Raw genomic sequence first — 17515 nt, 5'->3', positions numbered from 1 at the left:
ATCCAAGCGCCGACCCCTCAGGGGGCCGGCGCTTGTCTTTTCTGCGACCTCATTGCGCACCCCGGAGGTTGCCTTCCATCATCACCACATAGGCTGGAGAAGTGACGACCCTTCGCATTGCCCAGCTCGCCAACTTCGTCGGCCCCGTGTCCGGTGGCATGAAGGTGGCGATCGACGCCCTCGGCAAGGGATACGTTGCCGCAGGTCACGAGCGGATCCTCGTCATCCCGGGGCCGAAGGACCGCATCAGCGAGTCAGAGTCAGGTATCACCGTCGAGATCGCCGCCCCACGAATTTCCGCCAGCTACCGCATGATCGCCACGCCCTGGCGTGCCCTCGACATCCTCGACCGGTTCCGCCCCACATCCATCGAGTCCTCCGACAAGTGGACCCTCACACCCGCTGCCGGCTGGGCGGCCCGACGCGGCATCGGTTCAGTCCTGTTCAGCCACGAACGCCTCGACGACATGCTGGCAATGTGGATTCGTCGCCAGTTTGGCGTCGCTGCCGTCGTTGGCGCCCTCGATCGTCGTCTCTCCAAGTCCTTCGACGTGGTCGTCGTCACCTCGGACTACTCGGCGGGCGAATTTGCAGACACCGGAGCACATCTGGTCAAGGTGCCTCTCGGCGTCGACCTGGAGACCTTCAACCCGGACAAACGAGAACCCGGCATGTCGACACCGCATCCCGACGGCGTGCTGAGACTGTGCTACGTCGGCCGGATGAGCCACGAGAAGAGCCCTCAGATGGCCGTCGCAGCCGCAGCCGAGTTGCATCGCCGCGGCATCCCGCTACGCCTGGACATGTACGGAGTCGGTCCGGACGAGGACGCCATGAAGGAGCAGGCTGGTGACGCCCCCGTCTTCTTCAACGGTTTCGTCGCCGGACGTGACGAGGTTGCCCGCCGATTCGCGGCAGCAGACATCGCCATGTCGGTGTGCCCTGCAGAGACGTTCGGGTTGGCGTCCCTGGAAGCACTGGCTTGCGGCACACCCGTGGTCACCGCCAACAGCGGTGGCGCTCACGAAATCGTCGACACGAGCAGTGGTGAGGCCGGTACCCCCGACGCCGATGGTCTGGCCGACGCCACCCAGCGTCTGATGGCCCGCCTCGGACCTGATTTGCGCGTGGCTGCCCGACGACGAGCTGAACAGTTCACCTGGGATGCCAGCGTCGACAAGATGCTCGCCATCCACTCCGAGATCGCAGCCCGACCCGGGACGAAGCCTTACTGGAAGCAAAAACTCAAGGACCGTCACGACGCGCGTAGCGGCGTCGACGATCCGCTTGCCCCGCACACCGACACCCAGCACACCGACACCCGGCAGAACGACGAACCACAGGAGCGCAGATGAAGAAGATCCCATTCGTGCTGGCCGGGGTGGCAGCAGTCGTCGTCCCGGTCGTCGTCGCCGCCCCGAAACCAGAACCGGGACTGCCAGATGGACCCGACGGTAAACCGCTGCGCACCTTTGACGACGTCGTCGCGGCGTGCCGGGCGACGGGCAAGAGCGGCTGGGACCTCGTTGACGAGGCCACCCACCTGGTCCACCGGATGTACACCCATTACTCCTGCTGGCATCTGTGGCTCAGCCCGGAGCAATCTCTCGCAGCCGGGCACGGGCACTCCGGGCAGTACAACATCGTCCTGGGTCGGGTGCTCAAGGAACTCGGATTCCAAGTGCGGCCAGTCCACGCAGCGCGCGTCCGGTTGGAGCACCACCCCTGGTACCACACCGGCCACAACTGGCTGCGCGTCACCTACGGCGGCAAGGAACTCGACGTCTGCGCATCGCGGCCGGGCAATACCGCCGGGAACGTCGCTTTCGTTCCCCTGACCGACGTCCTGGACCGCACCAGGCTCAACAGCATCGACACCACCGTCGCCCTGGCCCCCATCGTCGTCGCCAATGTGTGGAAGTCGTGGCTGACGAGGTCGGGAGTCCAGAGGTGGGTGTACCGGCCATTCGGCGTCTCCGCCTAAGAGGGGTGGCCTGAGGACCGGCCCAGGCCAGTGTGGCCTCAGGTGTCCATGAGTTCGCCAGTAGACGTCGTGGTGAGGGACCGGTTCATGGTCTCCGGGGCCATGAACTGGCCGGTCACCGCGCCAATGACGCACAGCCCTGCCGCGATGACCATGCACCACTTGATGCCGATTGTCCCGATGCCAATGGGCAACAGGTAGGTGCCGAGGAAGGCGCCGATACGGCTCATCGCCGACCCAAACCCGACTCCGCTGGAGCGGATGTCGGTGTCGAAGATCTCTGACGGATACACCGCCGTGAGGATGTCGCTGTAGGAGTTGACCAGGGCAAAGGTCGCCAGACCGACGACCAGCACCCACGACGGCGCGTTCGTCCATAGACCGACGACCAGCAGTACCGCCGTCTGCAGCCAGAATGGGCCAATGAGCATGCGGCGGCGACCGATCCGGTCGATGGCCAGCAGACCGATGAGGGCACCGACTGCGCCGATCGTGTTCGACAGGATCGTTCCAACCGCCTGGGACTTCACGTTGAGAGACTCCAAGACCTTCGGAGCGTAGGTGAAGATGGCGAAGTACGGGGTGACGATGCATGTCCAGAAGATGCACACGAAGACGGTGCGCCGTCGCTGCCCCTTGCGGAAGAGCTTGCGGTATCCGTCCTTGTCGACTGACTCCTCGGCCAGCTCTTCGGCTTCGAAGTAGTCCGGTCCCATGTACTTCTCGACGATTGCGCGGGCTTCAGCCTCGTGACCGTGACGTAACAGCCAGCGTGGGGATTCCGGAAGACCGATCCGCAAACCCAGGACGATGAGGGCAGGAATGGCCGAGGTGGCCAGGATCCACTTCCACGAAACTCCGAGCCACAGCAGCGCGTAACCCAGCAGGACAGCGATGAGGAAGCCGATACGCCAACACAGTTCGAGGAAAGCCAATTTCGATCCGCGTTCTCGGGCCGGGGCGAATTCCGAGAGCATCGGTGCGCCGATCGAGTACTCGGCGCCAACGGCCATGCCCAGCAGGAGTCTGAGGATGGCCAGGGAGACCCCACCCATCGCGAAAGCCTGGGCGATGCCGATGACGATGAAAGAGATGATGTCGACCAAGAACATTTTCTTGCGACCGAATTTGTCGGTGAGGTAGCCGAAGAGCGGGGCGCCGATGAAGATACCGAGCAGGCTTGCAGCCCCGACGAGGCCTTCCATGGCGGGAGTGAGTCCCAGGTCGTGATTGATGTGCAGGATCACGACGCTGATGATGCCGAGGTCGAATCCGTCGAGTCCTCCTCCGAATGCTGTGGCGGCGGTGGTACGGCGCAGGAAACGTCTGGACTCCGGAGAGATGTGTGTTGACGCTATTTCGGTGTCGGGCGTCGAACTGGTGAGCGGGGTGTTGGCGGCCATTGTGGCAGCCCCTTCCGGTGGCGGACAGTACACCACGAGGCGATGCTGAGTGGCCGCGTCGGCCGTTCAACACGCCATCTCGTGGCTGTCGGGCGGATCGTTGAGTATCCGGCCCTTTTTCAACCTTACCTGTGGAGCGACCGCCGTGCAGGGACTCCTAGGTCCCGTGCACATTCCGAAAAGATGGAGTGGGGTTGCCATCTCACGTAGCAGCCGGGTCATGAGTCTTCGGGATTACCACCGGTTGGCGGGTTGAGGTGGTGGGTTGAGGTGGTGGGTTGAGGTGGTGGGTCGAGCGTTCTCGCGGAGGGGCACCGTAGACGCAACAAGGGGCTCGTCACGACGACGAGCCCCTCGCGAGTTCAGACGGTGTCTCAGATGAGACCCGGGGTCTGGGAACGGGCGCGATCGAAGCGAGCCTGGGCGTCGGCCCAGTTCACGACGTTCCACCAGGCGGTGACGTAGTCAGCCTTCACGTTCTGGTACTGCAGGTAGTAGGCGTGCTCCCACATGTCGAGCTGCACGATCGGGATCTGGCCCGACGGCAGGTTGCCCTGCTGGTCAAACAACTGCATGGTGTTGAGGCGCTGACCCAGAACATCCCAGACGAGCATGCCCCAGCCGGAACCCTGAACGCCCTTGGCGGCTTCCTCGAACTGCTTCTTGAACCCGTCGAAGGAACCGAAGAACTCGTCAATGGCAGCGGCGAGCTCGTTGCCCTCGGGGCGGCCGCCGCCGTCGGGGGACATGTTCTTCCAGAAGACGGAGTGGTTGATGTGACCACCGAGGTTGAAGGCCAAATCCTTCTCGAGCTTGTTGATCGCTCCGAAGTCGCCCTTCTCGCGGGCTTCGGCCAGCTTCTCCAGGGCGGTGTTGGCACCCTGCACGTAGGTGTTGTGGTGCTTGTCATGGTGGAGCTGCATGATCGTGCCCGAGATGTGGGGCTCCAGTGCGCCGTAGTCGTAGTCGAGATCGGGAAGGGTGTAAACAGCCATTCTTCCTCCTGCGGAACGAGATGCGTCATGGCCTCCGTCATGACGTGGCCCTGGCGAGGCCGGTTGTTCGGTCTAACACCGAAACTGTCTCCATCATTCCCACTACCGCGAGAGTTTGCAGGCAATGCGGGGAAATCGATCCGAGGTGGCCCGTCAACTGCCGGGGATGGTGCCTACGCCCCGCCGGTTGCCGGGATCGGTGCGACCTCTGATCAGTGACCTGACAACGTGGTTTAATGAACGGCGTGACTGACCCCACCAGATCTTGGCCCAGCGAGCCCACCGGCATGTCCACTCCGGAGATGGCCCCGCCAGCGAGCGTCCCAGCCATCAAGATCGAGGGTCTCACCAAGAGGTTCGACACCAAGGTGGCCGTCGACAACCTGACGATGTGGGTTCCGCGCGGGTCCATGTTCGGCTTCGTCGGACCCAACGGAGCCGGCAAGACGACGACCCTGTCAATGGTCACCGGACTGCTGCGTCCTGACAGCGGCCGCATCGAGGTGCTGGGCCATGACGTTTGGGCAGACCCGGTTGCGGCCAAAGCTCACATGGGTGTCCTGCCCGACGGGATGAAGACCTTCGACCGGTTGTCAGGCCGAGAGCTGCTTCGCTTCTGCGGGATGCTGCACCGCCTTGACGAGGCCACCACCAATGAACGCACCGACGGACTCCTCGACACCCTCGGCCTGGGGGAATCCGCCAACACCCTGGTGTGCGACTACTCCGCCGGTATGACCAAGAAGATCGGTCTGGCCTGCGCCCTCATCGCCGACCCAGCCCTGCTCGTCCTCGACGAACCCTTCGAGTCTGTCGACCCAGTGTCCGGGCAGACAATCCGGGCAATCCTGCGCCACTTCGTCGATGGCGGCGGGACGGTCGTCATGTCCAGTCACGTCATGGAACTCGTCGAATCCCTGTGCGACTCGGTGGCCGTCATCGCCAAAGGACAACTTCACGCCATAGGAACGGTCGACGACGTGCGCCAAGGTAAGTCCCTGCAAGACAGGTTCGTCGAGCTTGTCGGCGGAAATGCCAATACCGGGGAGGGGCTCACGTGGTTGCGCACGTCCTGAAATACCAGTGGGCAACCACCCTGGCCCCCTTCCGGAAAGGTGCCAAGGCGTCAGAAAGGGTCGGGCTGATCGGCATCCTCCTGATGGCCCTGTTCCTGGGAGGAACCTACTTCGCCTACGTGTTGTCGTCTGGCCAACTGAGCGTCGATCTGCGCGGGGCGACCGTAACGACAGCAGGGGCGTCTCTCATCGTCTTCTGGATCGCGCTGCCGGTGCTATTCAGCGCCCAACCGATCTACACCGACCCTTCCCGATACGCCATATTCCCGAGGCGTGCCCGGGAGCTCATGCCCGCGTTCGTGACCACCAGTCTGTTGGGCTTGGGAGGAGTCATTGCCCTGCTGGTAGCGGCTTCGCACGTTCTGGTGTGGAACAGCGTCGGCACGATCGCGGTAGCCGTTGTCGGTGTCCTGCTCGGATGGGCCGGCGCCGTGATTGCGTCGAATCTGGTGCTGGCAGCGATATCGGCGGTGATGGCCAAGCGTCGATTCCGCGAGGCCATGACCGTGCTCGTTGTCCTCGTGTTCTTTGGCGTGGGCATCCGAATGCAGTTCGGGGTAACGGCCGATGCGACCACCAACGCGGTTCCGGTCAGCGCCGGGAAGATCATCGGCTGGACCCCGCTGGGCTGGGCCTGGTCGATGCCGTGGGAGGCTGCCCGCGGCCTGTGGCTGCTCGTCATCGTCAAGCTCGTCCTGGCCCTCGCTGGTCTTGTGCTCATGGTGTGGGCCTGGCAGGCGATCGTCGATCATCGTCTCGTCTCGCCAACCGGAGATGGTGGCGGCGCCGAGAAGGTCAAGGCCGAAAGCCGGATCGACCGCATGTTCCCGGCCACTCCGACGGGGGCGATTGCCGGACGCACCCTGCGCTACATGAAGCGTGATCCCCGGATGATGTCCTTGCTACTCAACACCTTCCTGATCCCCATCCTCGGAATGATCCCGACCTTCATCAATGGCGGCGACGAGATTCGCAACCCGCACGCAGTTCTCGTTTTCACCGCGGCTCCCTTCATGGCCATGCTGTGCGCCATACCGCTGTATGCCGGCTCCCTCATCAGCTACGACGGGACGGCCCTGTGGCATCACATCGAGGCGTCGGTGACCGGGGCGCAGGACCGGCGCGGTCGTGCGGTCGCCTACCTTGTCGTCACCATGCCGATTGGTGTGCTGCTGGCCGTTGCCATGGTGTGGCGGGTTGGCCGCTGGGAGCTCCTGCCGGTGGTGGTCGCTGAAGCGTGCGGTGCCTTGATGCTGTCGATAGGGATCGGTTCATGGATAGGCGTCGTCAGTCCGATGCGGGTTCCTGAGAGCCGAAAAGGGGGAGGATTCAACTCGGGCTCCGGGTCGTCGGCTGGCGCTGGTTGCCTGGGCGGGTTCATCGGTATGGTCGCCGGACTCATCACCGCTATCCCGATCATTGCGCTCGTGGTGGTCGTGGGTGTGACACACGCCGCTCAGTGGAGCATTTGGCTGACCTTCGTCGCCGGGTTGGGGTGGTCCTTCCTGATGCTGCATGTCGGCATCATTGTGGGCGGTCGGCGACTCGATCGTAGCTGGGACGAGGTGCTCAAGCGCATCACTCCGATCGCGTGAGCGGCGGGGTCAAGTCCCCAAACTGAGCGCGTCGGGCGGCCCGGCGCAGCACTCGCAGAATCGGTCCTCCCAACAATGCCAGGCAGACGACATTGGTGAGTGCCCGGCCCAGGTTCCAGCCCATGGACGTCGCGAGGTTGAACAACACGAAGTGCCACAGGTTCGACAACGCCGACGCGTGCGGGTTGAAGGAGAGTTGGGTGTCGGTGCCCAGGTTGAACGGCCAGAAGGCGAAATCCATCAGCCAGCCGTACATGAAGGCGGACACGAATCCCCAGGCGCACAGCCACGCCAGTTCAGCTTTTCCCCTGGCGCGGGGGAGGAGACCCGCTCCCAGCCCGACGAACCCCGAGGCGATCATCTGATACGGCAGCCACGGGCCGAAACCAGCCGTGAGCAGGGCTGACGCGAACATCGTCGTTGTGCCGAGGATGAACCCAAACCCGGCGCCGAACACCCTCGCGCCGAGAATCATGAGGATGAAGACGAAGGAGATGCCCGCCATCGACGGGCTGAGGCCGCGTAGTGCAGCCCCACATGCGGTGAGGACGCCGATCATGGCGAGGGCTTTGACGTCGATTCCGTCGGAACTCAGCTGGGACACCACGACGGCCAGCACCACCGGCAGGATCGCCGCGAACAGGAAGGGGGTGCGCGTCTCGTAGTCGGCTGAGCTGCCGGGGTTCAGGAACAGCGGCCAGCAGAAGGCCAGCAACCCCATGATCGCGGTGACGACGAGCAACACCCGTGAGGTCGTTGACGTTCGGACGGCGACGTTCTGCTTTCGTGGGGTGCTCATCGGCCTGCACTTCCCGGATTCCCCACGAGTTTCTCGACATCCTCGACGGTCATGACGTCGGCCGGGTGGAAGACCTTGGCGATCTGCGGGCTGAAGGCCGGGGAAGACGTACACACCGAGCGCGTGGATCCGTCGGCAACAATTTGGCCGGCCGCCATGACAATGGTGCGGTCGGTCGTTGCGGCGGCGAATTCCACGTCATGGGTGGCCAGGAGGACGGCAGCAGGGGATCCAGTGGCCCCGGCGGCGATGTCCCTGACGATCCGCCCCAGCTCGTTCTTCATGGCGTAGTCGAGGCCGCGGGTCGGCTCATCGAGGAGAACGACGTCAGGGCGGCTGGACAGCTGGATCGCGAGCACGAGGGCCAGCCGCTGACCCTCTGACATGTCACGAGGGTTGCGATCTTCCGGTAGTTCCACGCCCAACTGAGTGAGGATCGCCCGCGTGGTTCCCCCGGGAACTTCGGACTCCTTGTCAGCCTGGGCGCATTCCTCGGCCACTGTGGGCAGATAGAGCAGGTCGGCGGCGGATTGGGGCACCAGGCTCACCATGCTCCGCGCGGTTTCGGCCTTCGCCTTGCGTGGGTCTGTCCAGGAGCCATCGTGGTTGACAAGGACCTTTCCCGACGATTTCGTCGCCCCCTGAATCGCCCACATCAGCGATGACTTGCCGGACCCATTTCGTCCCATGAGGCAGGTGACGGTTCCGCGCTCCAGGGTCGTCGTCACGGCGTCGACGGCATGCACCTTCCCGTAATCGACGCTGAGCTTTTCCAGCCTCAGCACCTCGTCACCGTGGCCCCGCCAGGTCATGGCCTCCGAGGGCTGTGGCGCATCCGGGAGTTCGGGGTGCGGGCCGACGCGACGACGGGCCTCGCGTACCGACAGCGGGACGGTCGGCCATCCCAGCGTTCGGCCCAGGGAGGCCAGCGGGGGAACGACGTCAGCGCGAGCCAAGACCTCCTCCGGACGACCCTGCACGACCGACCCGTCGCCCGGCAACCACCAGACGGTGTCGGCGGCATGCATGACGCGTTCCAGCCGATGTTCGGCGAGCACTACCGTCAGACCGACGTCATGGACGAGCGTGGTGATGGAGGCAAGAACATCTTGGGCTGCGGTGGGGTCCAGCGCACTGGTGGGCTCGTCGAGGACGAGAATGCGGGGTTGAGCAGCTAGCACCGCCGCAATGGCCACTCGCTGTTGTTGACCGCCGGACAAGCTCAACAGGGCCTGGCGGCGTAGCTCGGCGATCCCCATGAGGTCCAGGGTCTCCTCAACCCTCTTGCGCATCACCGACGGGGAGATGCCGAGCTGTTCCATACCGTAAGCGATCTCGTCCTCGACGGTGTCGGTGACGAATCCGTTGAGCGGGTTCTGCCCCACGACTCCAACGACATCGGCCAGGTCGCGAGGACGATGGGTGCGGGTGTCACGCCCGGCCACCGTCACGGTGCCGTCGAGACGCCCACCGGTGAAATGGGGCACGATCCCGTTCAGCGAGCCGAGCAGGGTCGACTTGCCGGTGCCGGTTCGCCCGATGACCAGCGCCAGGTCACCCTCCTCGACGGTGAGGTTGATCTCCCTGAGCGTTGGAGCTGTGGCGCCCGGGTGGGTAATCGACACGTTTGACAGGGTGATGACATTGGTCATGACGTGCGCACCTGATCTTTCCGGGGTTTCCACGGGGCCGCCTCCTGCGGGTCGGTTGACGTTGATCGTTGGGGTGCCGGGGTGAACACTCCGGGAAGGGCGGCCGCCACGACGACGATGAGCATGGCCGGCTCCAGCGGCGGCCACATCACCGGTGAGGTGGAGACGGTGATGGCGTTGGGATTGGCCTGGGACAGCCACATCATGGCCGTCATTGCAGCGGCACCGCACAGACATGACGCGGTTGCATGCCAGGTCCAGGGATCGGGGCGGTACCGACTCACCCCGAGACGCCGCCCCGAGACTCGCAGACCAATGATCGACCCGAGGATCCCGACGACGATGAGCACGATGCCGATGTGTTGGCCCATCCGGTCGGCCAGGAGCCACGAGCACAGGCTGCCGGGGGCGCAGGTCGACGGGTCGGCGCTGAAGGGCCCGGTCGGGTTGGCGAGAATGCCGTAGCAGCCCAGAGTCAGCACCATCACCGAGACGACGAGCAGAATCCGCGTGGCGGGGCGGACCCGACGGTCATCGCGGGTGCGTCCGTACCCGCGCGACTCCATTCCGCGGGCCAGGGACATCGACATCTCCACCGAGTCCTCCAGGACGGGGACGAGCACCGCGACGAGGGCTCTTATTCCCTGGCGAGTGTCACCGCGCAGCCGTCGGGCCCGCCTGACTCGTTGCACCGACACGATGAGTTGAGGAAAGACCGACAATGCGATGACGACGGCCACCGAGATGTCATGGAGGGCGGCCGGAACGGATTTGAGGACTCGTCGTGGGTTGGCCAGGGAGTTCGCGGCGCCGAAGCAGATCAGCATCCCGGCCAGGCGAAGGGCGTCGTAGCCAGTGGCGGCCAGGCCCTCGGCGGTGACTGGCCCACCGAGTCGGATTCCGGCTGCCCAGTCTGGCAGGGACACCTCGGGCAGGCGGAAGAGGACGGTTCCCGTCCCGTCTCCTCCTATCAAGACCTGGAAGAACACACGGATGACGACAATCGTCAGGGCCATGCCTGCGTAGACGCCGGCGGAGCGAGCCCAGGGTTCGTCGGTGCGACGCAGGACGACGACGAGAGCCACGGCTGCTGTGAGGAGGGCGACGAGAAGGGGATTGTTGGTGAGGCTGATGGCGATGCCGCAGCCGGCTGCCCAGCCCCACCACGACCATGGGTGGACTGTCCGGGTGGTGCCGTGGGTGGACGTGGAAGGGTTCTCGACGACCGGGTCGGCCGTCCTCGTCACTAATCTCGACATGGCTCAGTTCGACACGGTTCAGCGCCGGTCCCAGTCGTTGTGAGGCATGGCTTGTCTTATGGTTGGCACCACGTCAGCTTACGACGCGGTCAGGCGTGGACATCGATCACCCTGAACCCCTTGGCAGACGCGACCCGGGCTGCGTCGAATCCCTGCTCGCACAGCCAGCGGGTGAGGGAGTCTGCGCCGAGGTTCTTCCCGACGACCAGGTGGGCGACCCCCTCGTCGGTCAGCCTTGACAGCCAGGTCGTCAGCATTTCGTGCAGGATCGGCTTGCCGACGCGGATCGGTGGGTTGGACCAGATCTCATCGAAACGCAGGCCCTCATCGACTTCCTCGGGCCGGCAGGCGTGGACGCGATCACCCACCCCGAGGGCCGTGGCGTTGCGACGGGTGAGGTCGATGGCCAGGTCGTTGACGTCGACGGCGACGACCTTCGATCCGCCGCAGGCTCGCGCTAGGGCGCAGGCGATGGGTCCGTACCCGCAGCCCAGGTCGAGGAAGGTGCCGTCGGAGGGCGGGGGAGTGACCTCGCGCATGAGGACGGCGGTTCCCGGGTCGAGCCGTGCCCCGGAGAACACGCCTCCGGCGGTCGTCATCGTCATGGAATCGTCCCAGACGTTGACGGTGATGGTGCGGGTCTGCACTGGTCCTTCGGGGGTTGTGAAGTAATGACTGGGTGCGTGGTCGTCGCGGCGAGATTGGCTCATCAGTCCTCCCAACAGGTGTCGCAGAGTTCGTCGTGGCTTCGTCGGGACCGGGCTTGAGCGGCGCGGTCGGCAAGATCCTCGTCGGCCGGGTAGCCGACCTCCTCCAGGGTGAGTCCGCAGGCGGGCATGACGAGTACCGACGACGCCCGCGAGGTGCTGGCGGCAACCTCGTCAAGCCAGCCCTGGTCGCGTCGTCCCGAGGCCACGGCCGTCAAAGCCCCGACCAGCGACCTCACCATGGAGTGACAGAAAGCGTCGGCCCGGACGGTCACCTCGACGGTTCCGCACGGGTCGTCGAGTCGCTCGGCGTGGCAGTCCAGCAGGGTGCGGATGGTCGTCGCCCCCTCGCGGTACTTGCAGAAGGCGGCGAAATCGCGCAGCCCGAGCAGGGATTTTCCGGCCGCGTTGAGTCGGTCAAGGGCGAGGTGTCCTCGCACAGGCGCCACGTGGAATCGCGTCAGTGGATCGGGTCGGGAGGACTCGTCCCACAGCCGGTAGACATAGCGACGCCACAGGGCCGAGAAACGGGCGTCGAACTCGTCGGGGACAGGGCGGATGGACTTGACAACGACATCGGGATCGAGGACACGGGCCAACCTGCGCAGCATCGAGGAGGTGTCGACATCGTCGGGAAGATCGATGTGGGCGACTTGGCCGCGCGCATGGACCCCGGCGTCAGTTCGCCCGGCCACCGTCAGTGGGGTTGGCGCGTCGAGTCGAAGCACCCGGGGAATCCACGTCTCCAGCTCCCCCTGGACGGTGCGACGATCCGGTTGTGCCGCCCAACCGGAGAAATTCGCCCCGTCGTAGGCGATGTCCAGACGCCAGCGGGTCATGACTGGTCCACGCGACGCCAGGTGAGGTCGTGGACGGTCCGTCCGGCCGCGAGCCCTTTCTTCTCGTAGCGGGTCACCGGACGCTCCTGCCAGCGTGGGCTGAAACCGTCAAGGCCAGCATCGACAGGCTCGAGGAGCGGTTCTGCGCCGAGCACCTCGAGCATCCAGGTGGCATAGTCGTCCCAGTCGGTGGCCAGACGCCACAGCCCGCCCGGGCGCAGTCGTGATGCGACGAGATGGGCCATGTCAGAGTTGACGATGCGGCGTTTGTGGTGACGTTTCTTGTGCCATGGGTCAGCGAAGAAGGTCCAGATTTCGTCGACCTGGCCGGGGTCGACGAGATGGTCCAGGCCGGCGGCGGCGTCGGCGAGGATGATGCGGGCGTTCGTCGCACCAGCGGCGTGGAGTTTGTTGATGGCGCTTGCGACTGAGGGCAGGTAGACCTCGAATCCGATGAAGTCGCGTTCGGGGTGGGCGGCGGCGAGGGCGGCCAGGACGTCACCAGATCCGGTGCCGATCTCGACGGTGAGCGGCGCGGTGCGTCCGAAGATCTTCGGCAGGTCCAGGTGGGCGTCAGGGGCCACGGACGTGCTGGTGGCGTCGCGGGGAACGTCAATCATGTACGTGCTGGCCAGGGTGTCCATGGCTCGCTGCTGGGAGACGTTCATCCGGGGGGAGCGACGGACGAAGGAGACGACGCCGCGCCGAACGCGGTTCCCCGAGCGGTGGGCGCCCGCGGAGTGGTCGTCGGAGTACTCCGCAGTGTTGGGCAGCGGGGTGGGGGTGGCGCTGCCGGATGTGGCGTCGAGGTCGTCGGTCATGGGCACACATGCTAGGCGATGGCACCGACACCGGGTGTGGGTGAGTTCGCGAAAGGTAATGTTTTGAAATTGCCTGCATTGCGGAAAATGCGGGGCATGAACGATCGCTCTGTTAATAGAAAAGCGATTACTTGACTAATTCGAGGGGTGTCTGACCTTGTCAAAGGTGTTATGAGATGAGGCTTGCCTTGCTTGTGGACGCTGTTTCCGTTGTCTAGCATTGACCATGTCAGACACGCGGTGGTCATTTATGAAAGGTCTCGACATGTCTACCGCAACTCCTGTTATCTCCTGCACCTGCACTGATTGCGCCTTCAATGATTCGGGCTGCACTGCCTTCGCGGTGACCGTCGGCGGAACGGCCGGAAAGCCCACCTGTGCAACGATCGCCCATCTTGATGCCCGCGCCGGCCTCGCGTCGGCCGACGGACGCGTTGGCGCATGCCATCGCATCGAGTGCATCCACAACGACAAACTTCTGTGCACCGCCAAGGAGGTCACCATTAGTGACGCTGCGGCTTGCACCGCTTACCAGGCCCGCTGAGGCGCTCACAGGCGTCTTCTTCGGTGAAACTGTCGCGCCCCTGACGCAACTGGCCGCTGCGGTTCAGGCGTGGGCCTCCTCGGGGGGGAGGAGGCCCACGCTGTCCCGGATCCGGCTGTCAGACACGCGTAGGGCGTACCGGACCCGAGTTCAAGGGGAGCTGGGCCACGGCGGCCTCAAGCTCGGAAAGGGACGTTGCGTCCTGGTCCAAGGGAATGAACACCGCACCCGTTTGGTCCGGGTTGACGTACATGAGGGTCAGCCCCGTGCGGTCAATGTCGGCGCAGAACACCCGTCCCACGGTGTGGGGGCACGCGTGGTGGGTGGTGCGCGACCAGCAATGGTGGCCCGCGAGGGTTTCCCGTCTCACTGCGTCGCACAGCTGCGACAGATGGAAATCGCCCAGGGATGCGACCACGTCGAGGGCGGAGAACTCGTCCTCGATGGTGGGAAATACCTCGTCATGTGGTGTGTCGGCGATGAGAGTGGGGATGTCGACCTCCGTGCTCCCCATGGAGTCGTGCAGGATGCCTTGTCGCGGCTCAATGACGCCGACGAGTCCATCGTCGAACGCCGTGATCATCGAGACTTCCCTCGGCAATACGTCGGTGGCAAGCAGGTGGTCGATCTGGCCAGCGCTGAGCCAGGTGAGGGTTCCCAGAACGTGAAGGGTTGCCGTCAGTAGTCGGATTCCTGGTTCAGGGGAGTCCTTGGAGATCTCCATGCGAACGTCGGTCGCGATCCCGGCGGGGATCTGACAGATCGCCTGGGCTGGGTGGGGGCGCATTGCGACGACGAACCGTCCTGATGCTGTGACTCCGTGGGCCTGAAGGTCGCAGGTCCATATGTCGGGGTGTGTGTCGGCCGAGATCATCTCGTGGGCCACCACCGTGGCCATTCCGGCGCCGCCAAGGATGCGCCGCGCGAGAGAAGAACTGCGTTGTGACAGGGCCGCTGCGATGCGGTCCGATGGCTGTGGGTCCGAGGTCGCGTCGTCGGTGGTGTTGCCGGTGGCAGTCATTGTCACATCCCTTCCTCTTAGGCGAGCCTAATCTAACATGAACTGTGTCGTGAAGGGTAAGCGGGGGTCACCATGTGTGGGAGGTCGTGTGGAGATACCGAAAAGTTGAAGGGGTCGTGCCACCTGGCGTGGCAGCGAGCTTCGGTCTTTTCGGTAATTCCACGAGTCGGGCGGCACACGTCGCTGCGGCACGGGTCGCGACAGCGGCAGAGGACCGAGCAGCGCGCTCGTTGAAACCCTCAGGCAGGAACGGTGCCAGCCATGATCTGGCGCAGGGTGTGTTCCGGGAAGGTTGTTCGTGGGCGGTGTCGCCGATGGAGGTGAGAGGCCAACCAGTCCAGAACGAACTGGGGGTGTTGGCGAATCATGGTCGGGGTGGTGTGGAGGATCTTCCACCCGCAACGATCGAGATTCGCCGACCGCATCATTGTGTTTTCGTAGCCGTCGACTGTGCCATGGATCATCCGGCCGTCAATCTCCACCGCGACCTTCTCGGCCTCAAATGCCTTGTCAAGGATGTATCGGCGGTCTCCGGCGCGCACCCGATGATTTGGCTTCACGCCGGTGATGCCGACAGCTCGCATCAGCCGTCCGAATTCCAGTTCCGGAATCGACCAGGATCTGAGGTCGATGTCGGCCAGGGCGGAACTGATTTGGCCTCGGCTGAATCGCCAGGACAAGCTCGATCGCGAGGCCCGGCACGATTCCGGGCTCACCAGGCCCTGTCGGAGCGCTTCGCAGACCCATGCCCAGTCCCCGCGAATTGCCAGGAGGAGCACTGATACTTCCGGAGCCACGACCCACATGCCATATCTTTCTGTCACGTACCGCCGGGGGACCCGCCACCGGTGAACGCGGATTCCCTCCCTCTCAATTGAGCGGGTGCGTGAATAGGCCTCCACCTCCTTCACGGCATCGAGGTCGTCGATGTACGTGCCCGGTGGTTTCAACCCCTGTATGACAAGTGCTGCCTTGCCGATGAGTACCGCATCCTGGTGCCACATGTGCACCGCTTTGATCCGCACCCTTGGGTCACTGGCAAGCGATGTCGGAGCCACGACGCCGGGAAGGAGCCGAACCGCCTTTCCGGCAGCCACCGCCCGGTCTGCTTGCCCACGGAGGTGGCTGAATCGATGAATGCGGGCCACCCCGCCGTTCGCGCGCCACTCGAAATCAAGATCGTTCACACCTCCAGTTCTCGTCCGAGGCTCTGAAATCCGTCACCTTCTTTGAAATCTGTGGACAACGGTGGGGGCACTTCACGACCCTGTGGACAACTCTCGGCGCAGATGCCTCCCTGCCACGTGGGGTCGTAGTCCGACAACGACCTCACGGTAATGCCTCGTGGGTAGGGTCTCGCGGGTAGGGTTAAGAGGCGAGGGGCCTGGATCCGGATGTATCGGGAGTCGCGAGATGTGGGTATGGCTCCCCATGTACACCGCTAGCGGGACTCACGCCACACCGCCCCCGATTTGAGTCTCGGTGGTCCGTGCGTGTAATCTTCTGCCGTTGCCCTCGAGCAAACGGGAGTTGGCCGCCGCGGCCACTTCGTCTGTCCGACACAGCGATGTCGTGATGCGGTTCCGGTCTCCGGCGTGTCACGCCGTCGAGTGGAGGAATCGCCCGCAGAGCACCACCACGTTGCAAGATCCCTGTGCGTGATCTCACGCATGGGACCGAGTTCGAGAAGGTACCTGTGACCACCTACAGCCCCAAGGCCGGCGAGGTGCAGCGCAATTGGTACGTCATTGATGCCGAGGACATCGTCCTGGGTCGTCTGGCCACCACCGCTGCCACCCTCCTGCGCGGTAAGCACAAGCCGCAGTACGCCCCCCACATTGACACCGGTGACTTCGTCGTCGTCATCAACGCTTCCAAGATCGCGCTGACCGGCAAGAAGTCCACTGACTCGCTGCGCTACGACCACTCCGGTCGTCCGGGTGGCCTGCGCGTCACCAGCATCGGCGAGATGCTCGAGAAGGACCCGCGTCGCGCCGTCGAGCGCGCGGTGTGGGGCATGATGCCCAAGAACAAGCTGTCGCGTCAGCAGCTCAAGAAGCTGAAGGTCTACGGCGGCCCTGAGCACCCGCACGCTGCGCAGAACCCGCAGCCTTACGAGATCACCCAGATCGCCCAGTGATCGCCCACGAAGGATTGTGACAGTGACTGACACCGCAACCGAGAACCTCGAGAACCTCGAGAACACCGAGGTCACCCCGTTCACCGAGGGCGACCGTGAGATTGCCTACCGCACCGACTCCGACTCGACCGTGGCTGCTGGAGACTCCAAGCGCCCTGCCATGATCGCCGCTGGTGCTGCCACCGGTCGCCGTAAGGAGGCCATCGCCCGCGTCCGCATCGTTCCCGGCTCTGGCCAGTGGAAGATCAATGGCCGCACCTTGGAGGACTACTTCCCGAACAAGGTCCACCAGCAGATCGTGAGCGAGCCCTTCGCCACCGCTGGTGTCGAGGGTGCTTACGACGTCATTGCCCGTATTGGTGGTGGCGGCGTCACCGGCCAGGCTGGCGCACTGCGTCTGGGCATCGCCCGCGCGCTCAACAACGTTGATGCCGAGGCCTCCCGCCCGGCTCTCAAGAAGGCCGGCATGTTGACCCGTGACGCCCGCGTCAAGGAGCGCAAGAAGGCTGGACTCAAGAAGGCCCGCAAGGCTCCGCAGTACTCGAAGCGTTGATCTGGCTTTTTCCCAGAACTCGGGGCGGCTCTCCCATGGTGGAGGGCCGCCCCGAGGCGTTTCTTGATCCCTCTCCACAAGTCGAACGGGAGGGGGCTTGTGGGACGCCCGTGGATTGATCGGGAAA

Annotated in this window: 17 protein-coding genes; 7 read left to right on the top strand and 10 right to left on the bottom strand. The window is 64.4% G+C overall.

Annotated elements, in window-relative coordinates; all coding sequences use genetic code 11:
- Positions 1–101 precede the first annotated feature (101 nt).
- On the top strand, positions 102–1355 hold the full coding sequence (locus O6R08_RS08245) for a glycosyltransferase (protein WP_271417698.1): 1254 nt from the start codon (positions 102–104) through the stop codon (positions 1353–1355).
- Positions 1352–1984, top strand: coding sequence for a hypothetical protein (locus O6R08_RS08240; protein ID WP_271417697.1), 633 nt, complete (start codon positions 1352–1354; stop codon positions 1982–1984). Before O6R08_RS08245 ends, O6R08_RS08240 begins: the two co-directional genes overlap by 4 nt.
- Before the next feature lie 38 nt (positions 1985–2022).
- On the opposite strand, the gene O6R08_RS08235 is transcribed toward O6R08_RS08240, so the two are convergent.
- Complete coding sequence (locus O6R08_RS08235) at positions 2023–3387, bottom strand: MFS transporter (RefSeq protein WP_271417696.1); 1365 nt, start codon at positions 3385–3387, stop codon at positions 2023–2025.
- A gap of 374 nt (positions 3388–3761) precedes the next feature.
- Positions 3762–4382, bottom strand: coding sequence for a superoxide dismutase (locus tag O6R08_RS08230; protein WP_271417695.1), 621 nt, complete (start codon positions 4380–4382; stop codon positions 3762–3764).
- A 287-nt stretch (positions 4383–4669) separates the two neighbouring features.
- On the opposite strand from O6R08_RS08230, the gene O6R08_RS08225 reads away from it, so the two are divergent.
- Positions 4670–5458 carry an ABC transporter ATP-binding protein gene (locus O6R08_RS08225; RefSeq protein ID WP_271419326.1) on the top strand — a complete coding sequence of 263 codons (789 nt, stop codon included), beginning with the start codon at positions 4670–4672 and terminating at the stop codon, positions 5456–5458.
- On the top strand, positions 5440–7053 hold the full coding sequence (locus O6R08_RS08220; RefSeq protein ID WP_271417694.1) for an ABC transporter permease: 1614 nt from the start codon (positions 5440–5442) through the stop codon (positions 7051–7053). Before O6R08_RS08225 ends, O6R08_RS08220 begins: the two co-directional genes overlap by 19 nt.
- Here O6R08_RS08220 and O6R08_RS08215 read toward each other — a convergent pair.
- From O6R08_RS08215 to trmB, 6 genes are all read right to left on the bottom strand, one after another.
- Positions 7037–7852: an ECF transporter S component gene (locus O6R08_RS08215; protein WP_271417693.1), complete on the bottom strand. Its 816-nt coding sequence runs from the start codon at positions 7850–7852 to the stop codon at positions 7037–7039. The two genes, O6R08_RS08220 and O6R08_RS08215, sit on opposite strands and share 17 nt — an antisense overlap.
- Positions 7849–9504: an ABC transporter ATP-binding protein gene (locus tag O6R08_RS08210; RefSeq protein ID WP_271417692.1), complete on the bottom strand. Its 1656-nt coding sequence runs from the start codon at positions 9502–9504 to the stop codon at positions 7849–7851. Before O6R08_RS08210 ends, O6R08_RS08215 begins: the two co-directional genes overlap by 4 nt.
- The gene (locus O6R08_RS08205) at positions 9501–10763 is read right to left on the bottom strand and encodes an energy-coupling factor transporter transmembrane component T (protein ID WP_271417691.1); all 1263 of its coding nucleotides are present in this window, start codon (positions 10761–10763) and stop codon (positions 9501–9503) included. The genes O6R08_RS08210 and O6R08_RS08205 overlap by 4 nt, the downstream gene beginning before the upstream one ends.
- 89 nt (positions 10764–10852) lie before the next feature.
- Positions 10853–11473: a class I SAM-dependent methyltransferase gene (locus tag O6R08_RS08200; RefSeq protein ID WP_271417690.1), complete on the bottom strand. Its 621-nt coding sequence runs from the start codon at positions 11471–11473 to the stop codon at positions 10853–10855.
- Entirely contained in the window at positions 11473–12309 is an 837-nt protein-coding gene (truA, locus tag O6R08_RS08195; RefSeq protein ID WP_271417689.1) for a tRNA pseudouridine(38-40) synthase TruA, read from the bottom strand. The genes O6R08_RS08200 and truA overlap by 1 nt, the downstream gene beginning before the upstream one ends.
- Complete coding sequence (trmB, locus tag O6R08_RS08190) at positions 12306–13130, bottom strand: tRNA (guanosine(46)-N7)-methyltransferase TrmB (RefSeq protein WP_271417688.1); 825 nt, start codon at positions 13128–13130, stop codon at positions 12306–12308. Before trmB ends, truA begins: the two co-directional genes overlap by 4 nt.
- A 250-nt stretch (positions 13131–13380) precedes the next feature.
- On the opposite strand from trmB, the gene O6R08_RS08185 reads away from it, so the two are divergent.
- The gene (locus O6R08_RS08185; protein ID WP_271417687.1) at positions 13381–13674 is read left to right on the top strand and encodes a DUF1540 domain-containing protein; all 294 of its coding nucleotides are present in this window, start codon (positions 13381–13383) and stop codon (positions 13672–13674) included.
- A 118-nt stretch (positions 13675–13792) separates the two neighbouring features.
- Here the strand turns inward: O6R08_RS08185 and O6R08_RS08180 are convergent, their stop codons facing one another.
- Positions 13793–14695 (bottom strand): hypothetical protein, encoded by a 903-nt coding sequence (locus O6R08_RS08180; protein WP_271417686.1) that lies wholly within the window; start codon positions 14693–14695, stop codon positions 13793–13795.
- Between the two features lie 239 nt (positions 14696–14934).
- Positions 14935–15882, bottom strand: a complete 948-nt coding sequence (locus tag O6R08_RS08175; RefSeq protein ID WP_271417685.1) for an endonuclease domain-containing protein — start codon at positions 15880–15882, stop codon at positions 14935–14937.
- A gap of 509 nt (positions 15883–16391) precedes the next feature.
- On the opposite strand from O6R08_RS08175, the gene rplM reads away from it, so the two are divergent.
- Both rplM and rpsI read left to right on the top strand, forming a co-directional pair.
- Positions 16392–16835, top strand: a complete 444-nt coding sequence (gene rplM / locus O6R08_RS08170; RefSeq protein WP_271417684.1) for a 50S ribosomal protein L13 — start codon at positions 16392–16394, stop codon at positions 16833–16835.
- Positions 16836–16857: 22 nt separating this feature from the next.
- Positions 16858–17388 carry a 30S ribosomal protein S9 gene (gene rpsI, locus O6R08_RS08165; protein ID WP_271417683.1) on the top strand — a complete coding sequence of 177 codons (531 nt, stop codon included), beginning with the start codon at positions 16858–16860 and terminating at the stop codon, positions 17386–17388.
- Positions 17389–17515: the final 127 nt, after the last annotated feature.

Origin of the sequence: Cutibacterium equinum, assembly GCF_028021195.1 — a bacterium.
In the GTDB taxonomy this organism is placed as follows: Bacteria; Actinomycetota; Actinomycetes; order Propionibacteriales; family Propionibacteriaceae; genus Cutibacterium; species Cutibacterium equinum.
Note: the sequence above shows the minus strand (reverse complement) of the source record. Positions and strands in the feature narration are given on the sequence as shown.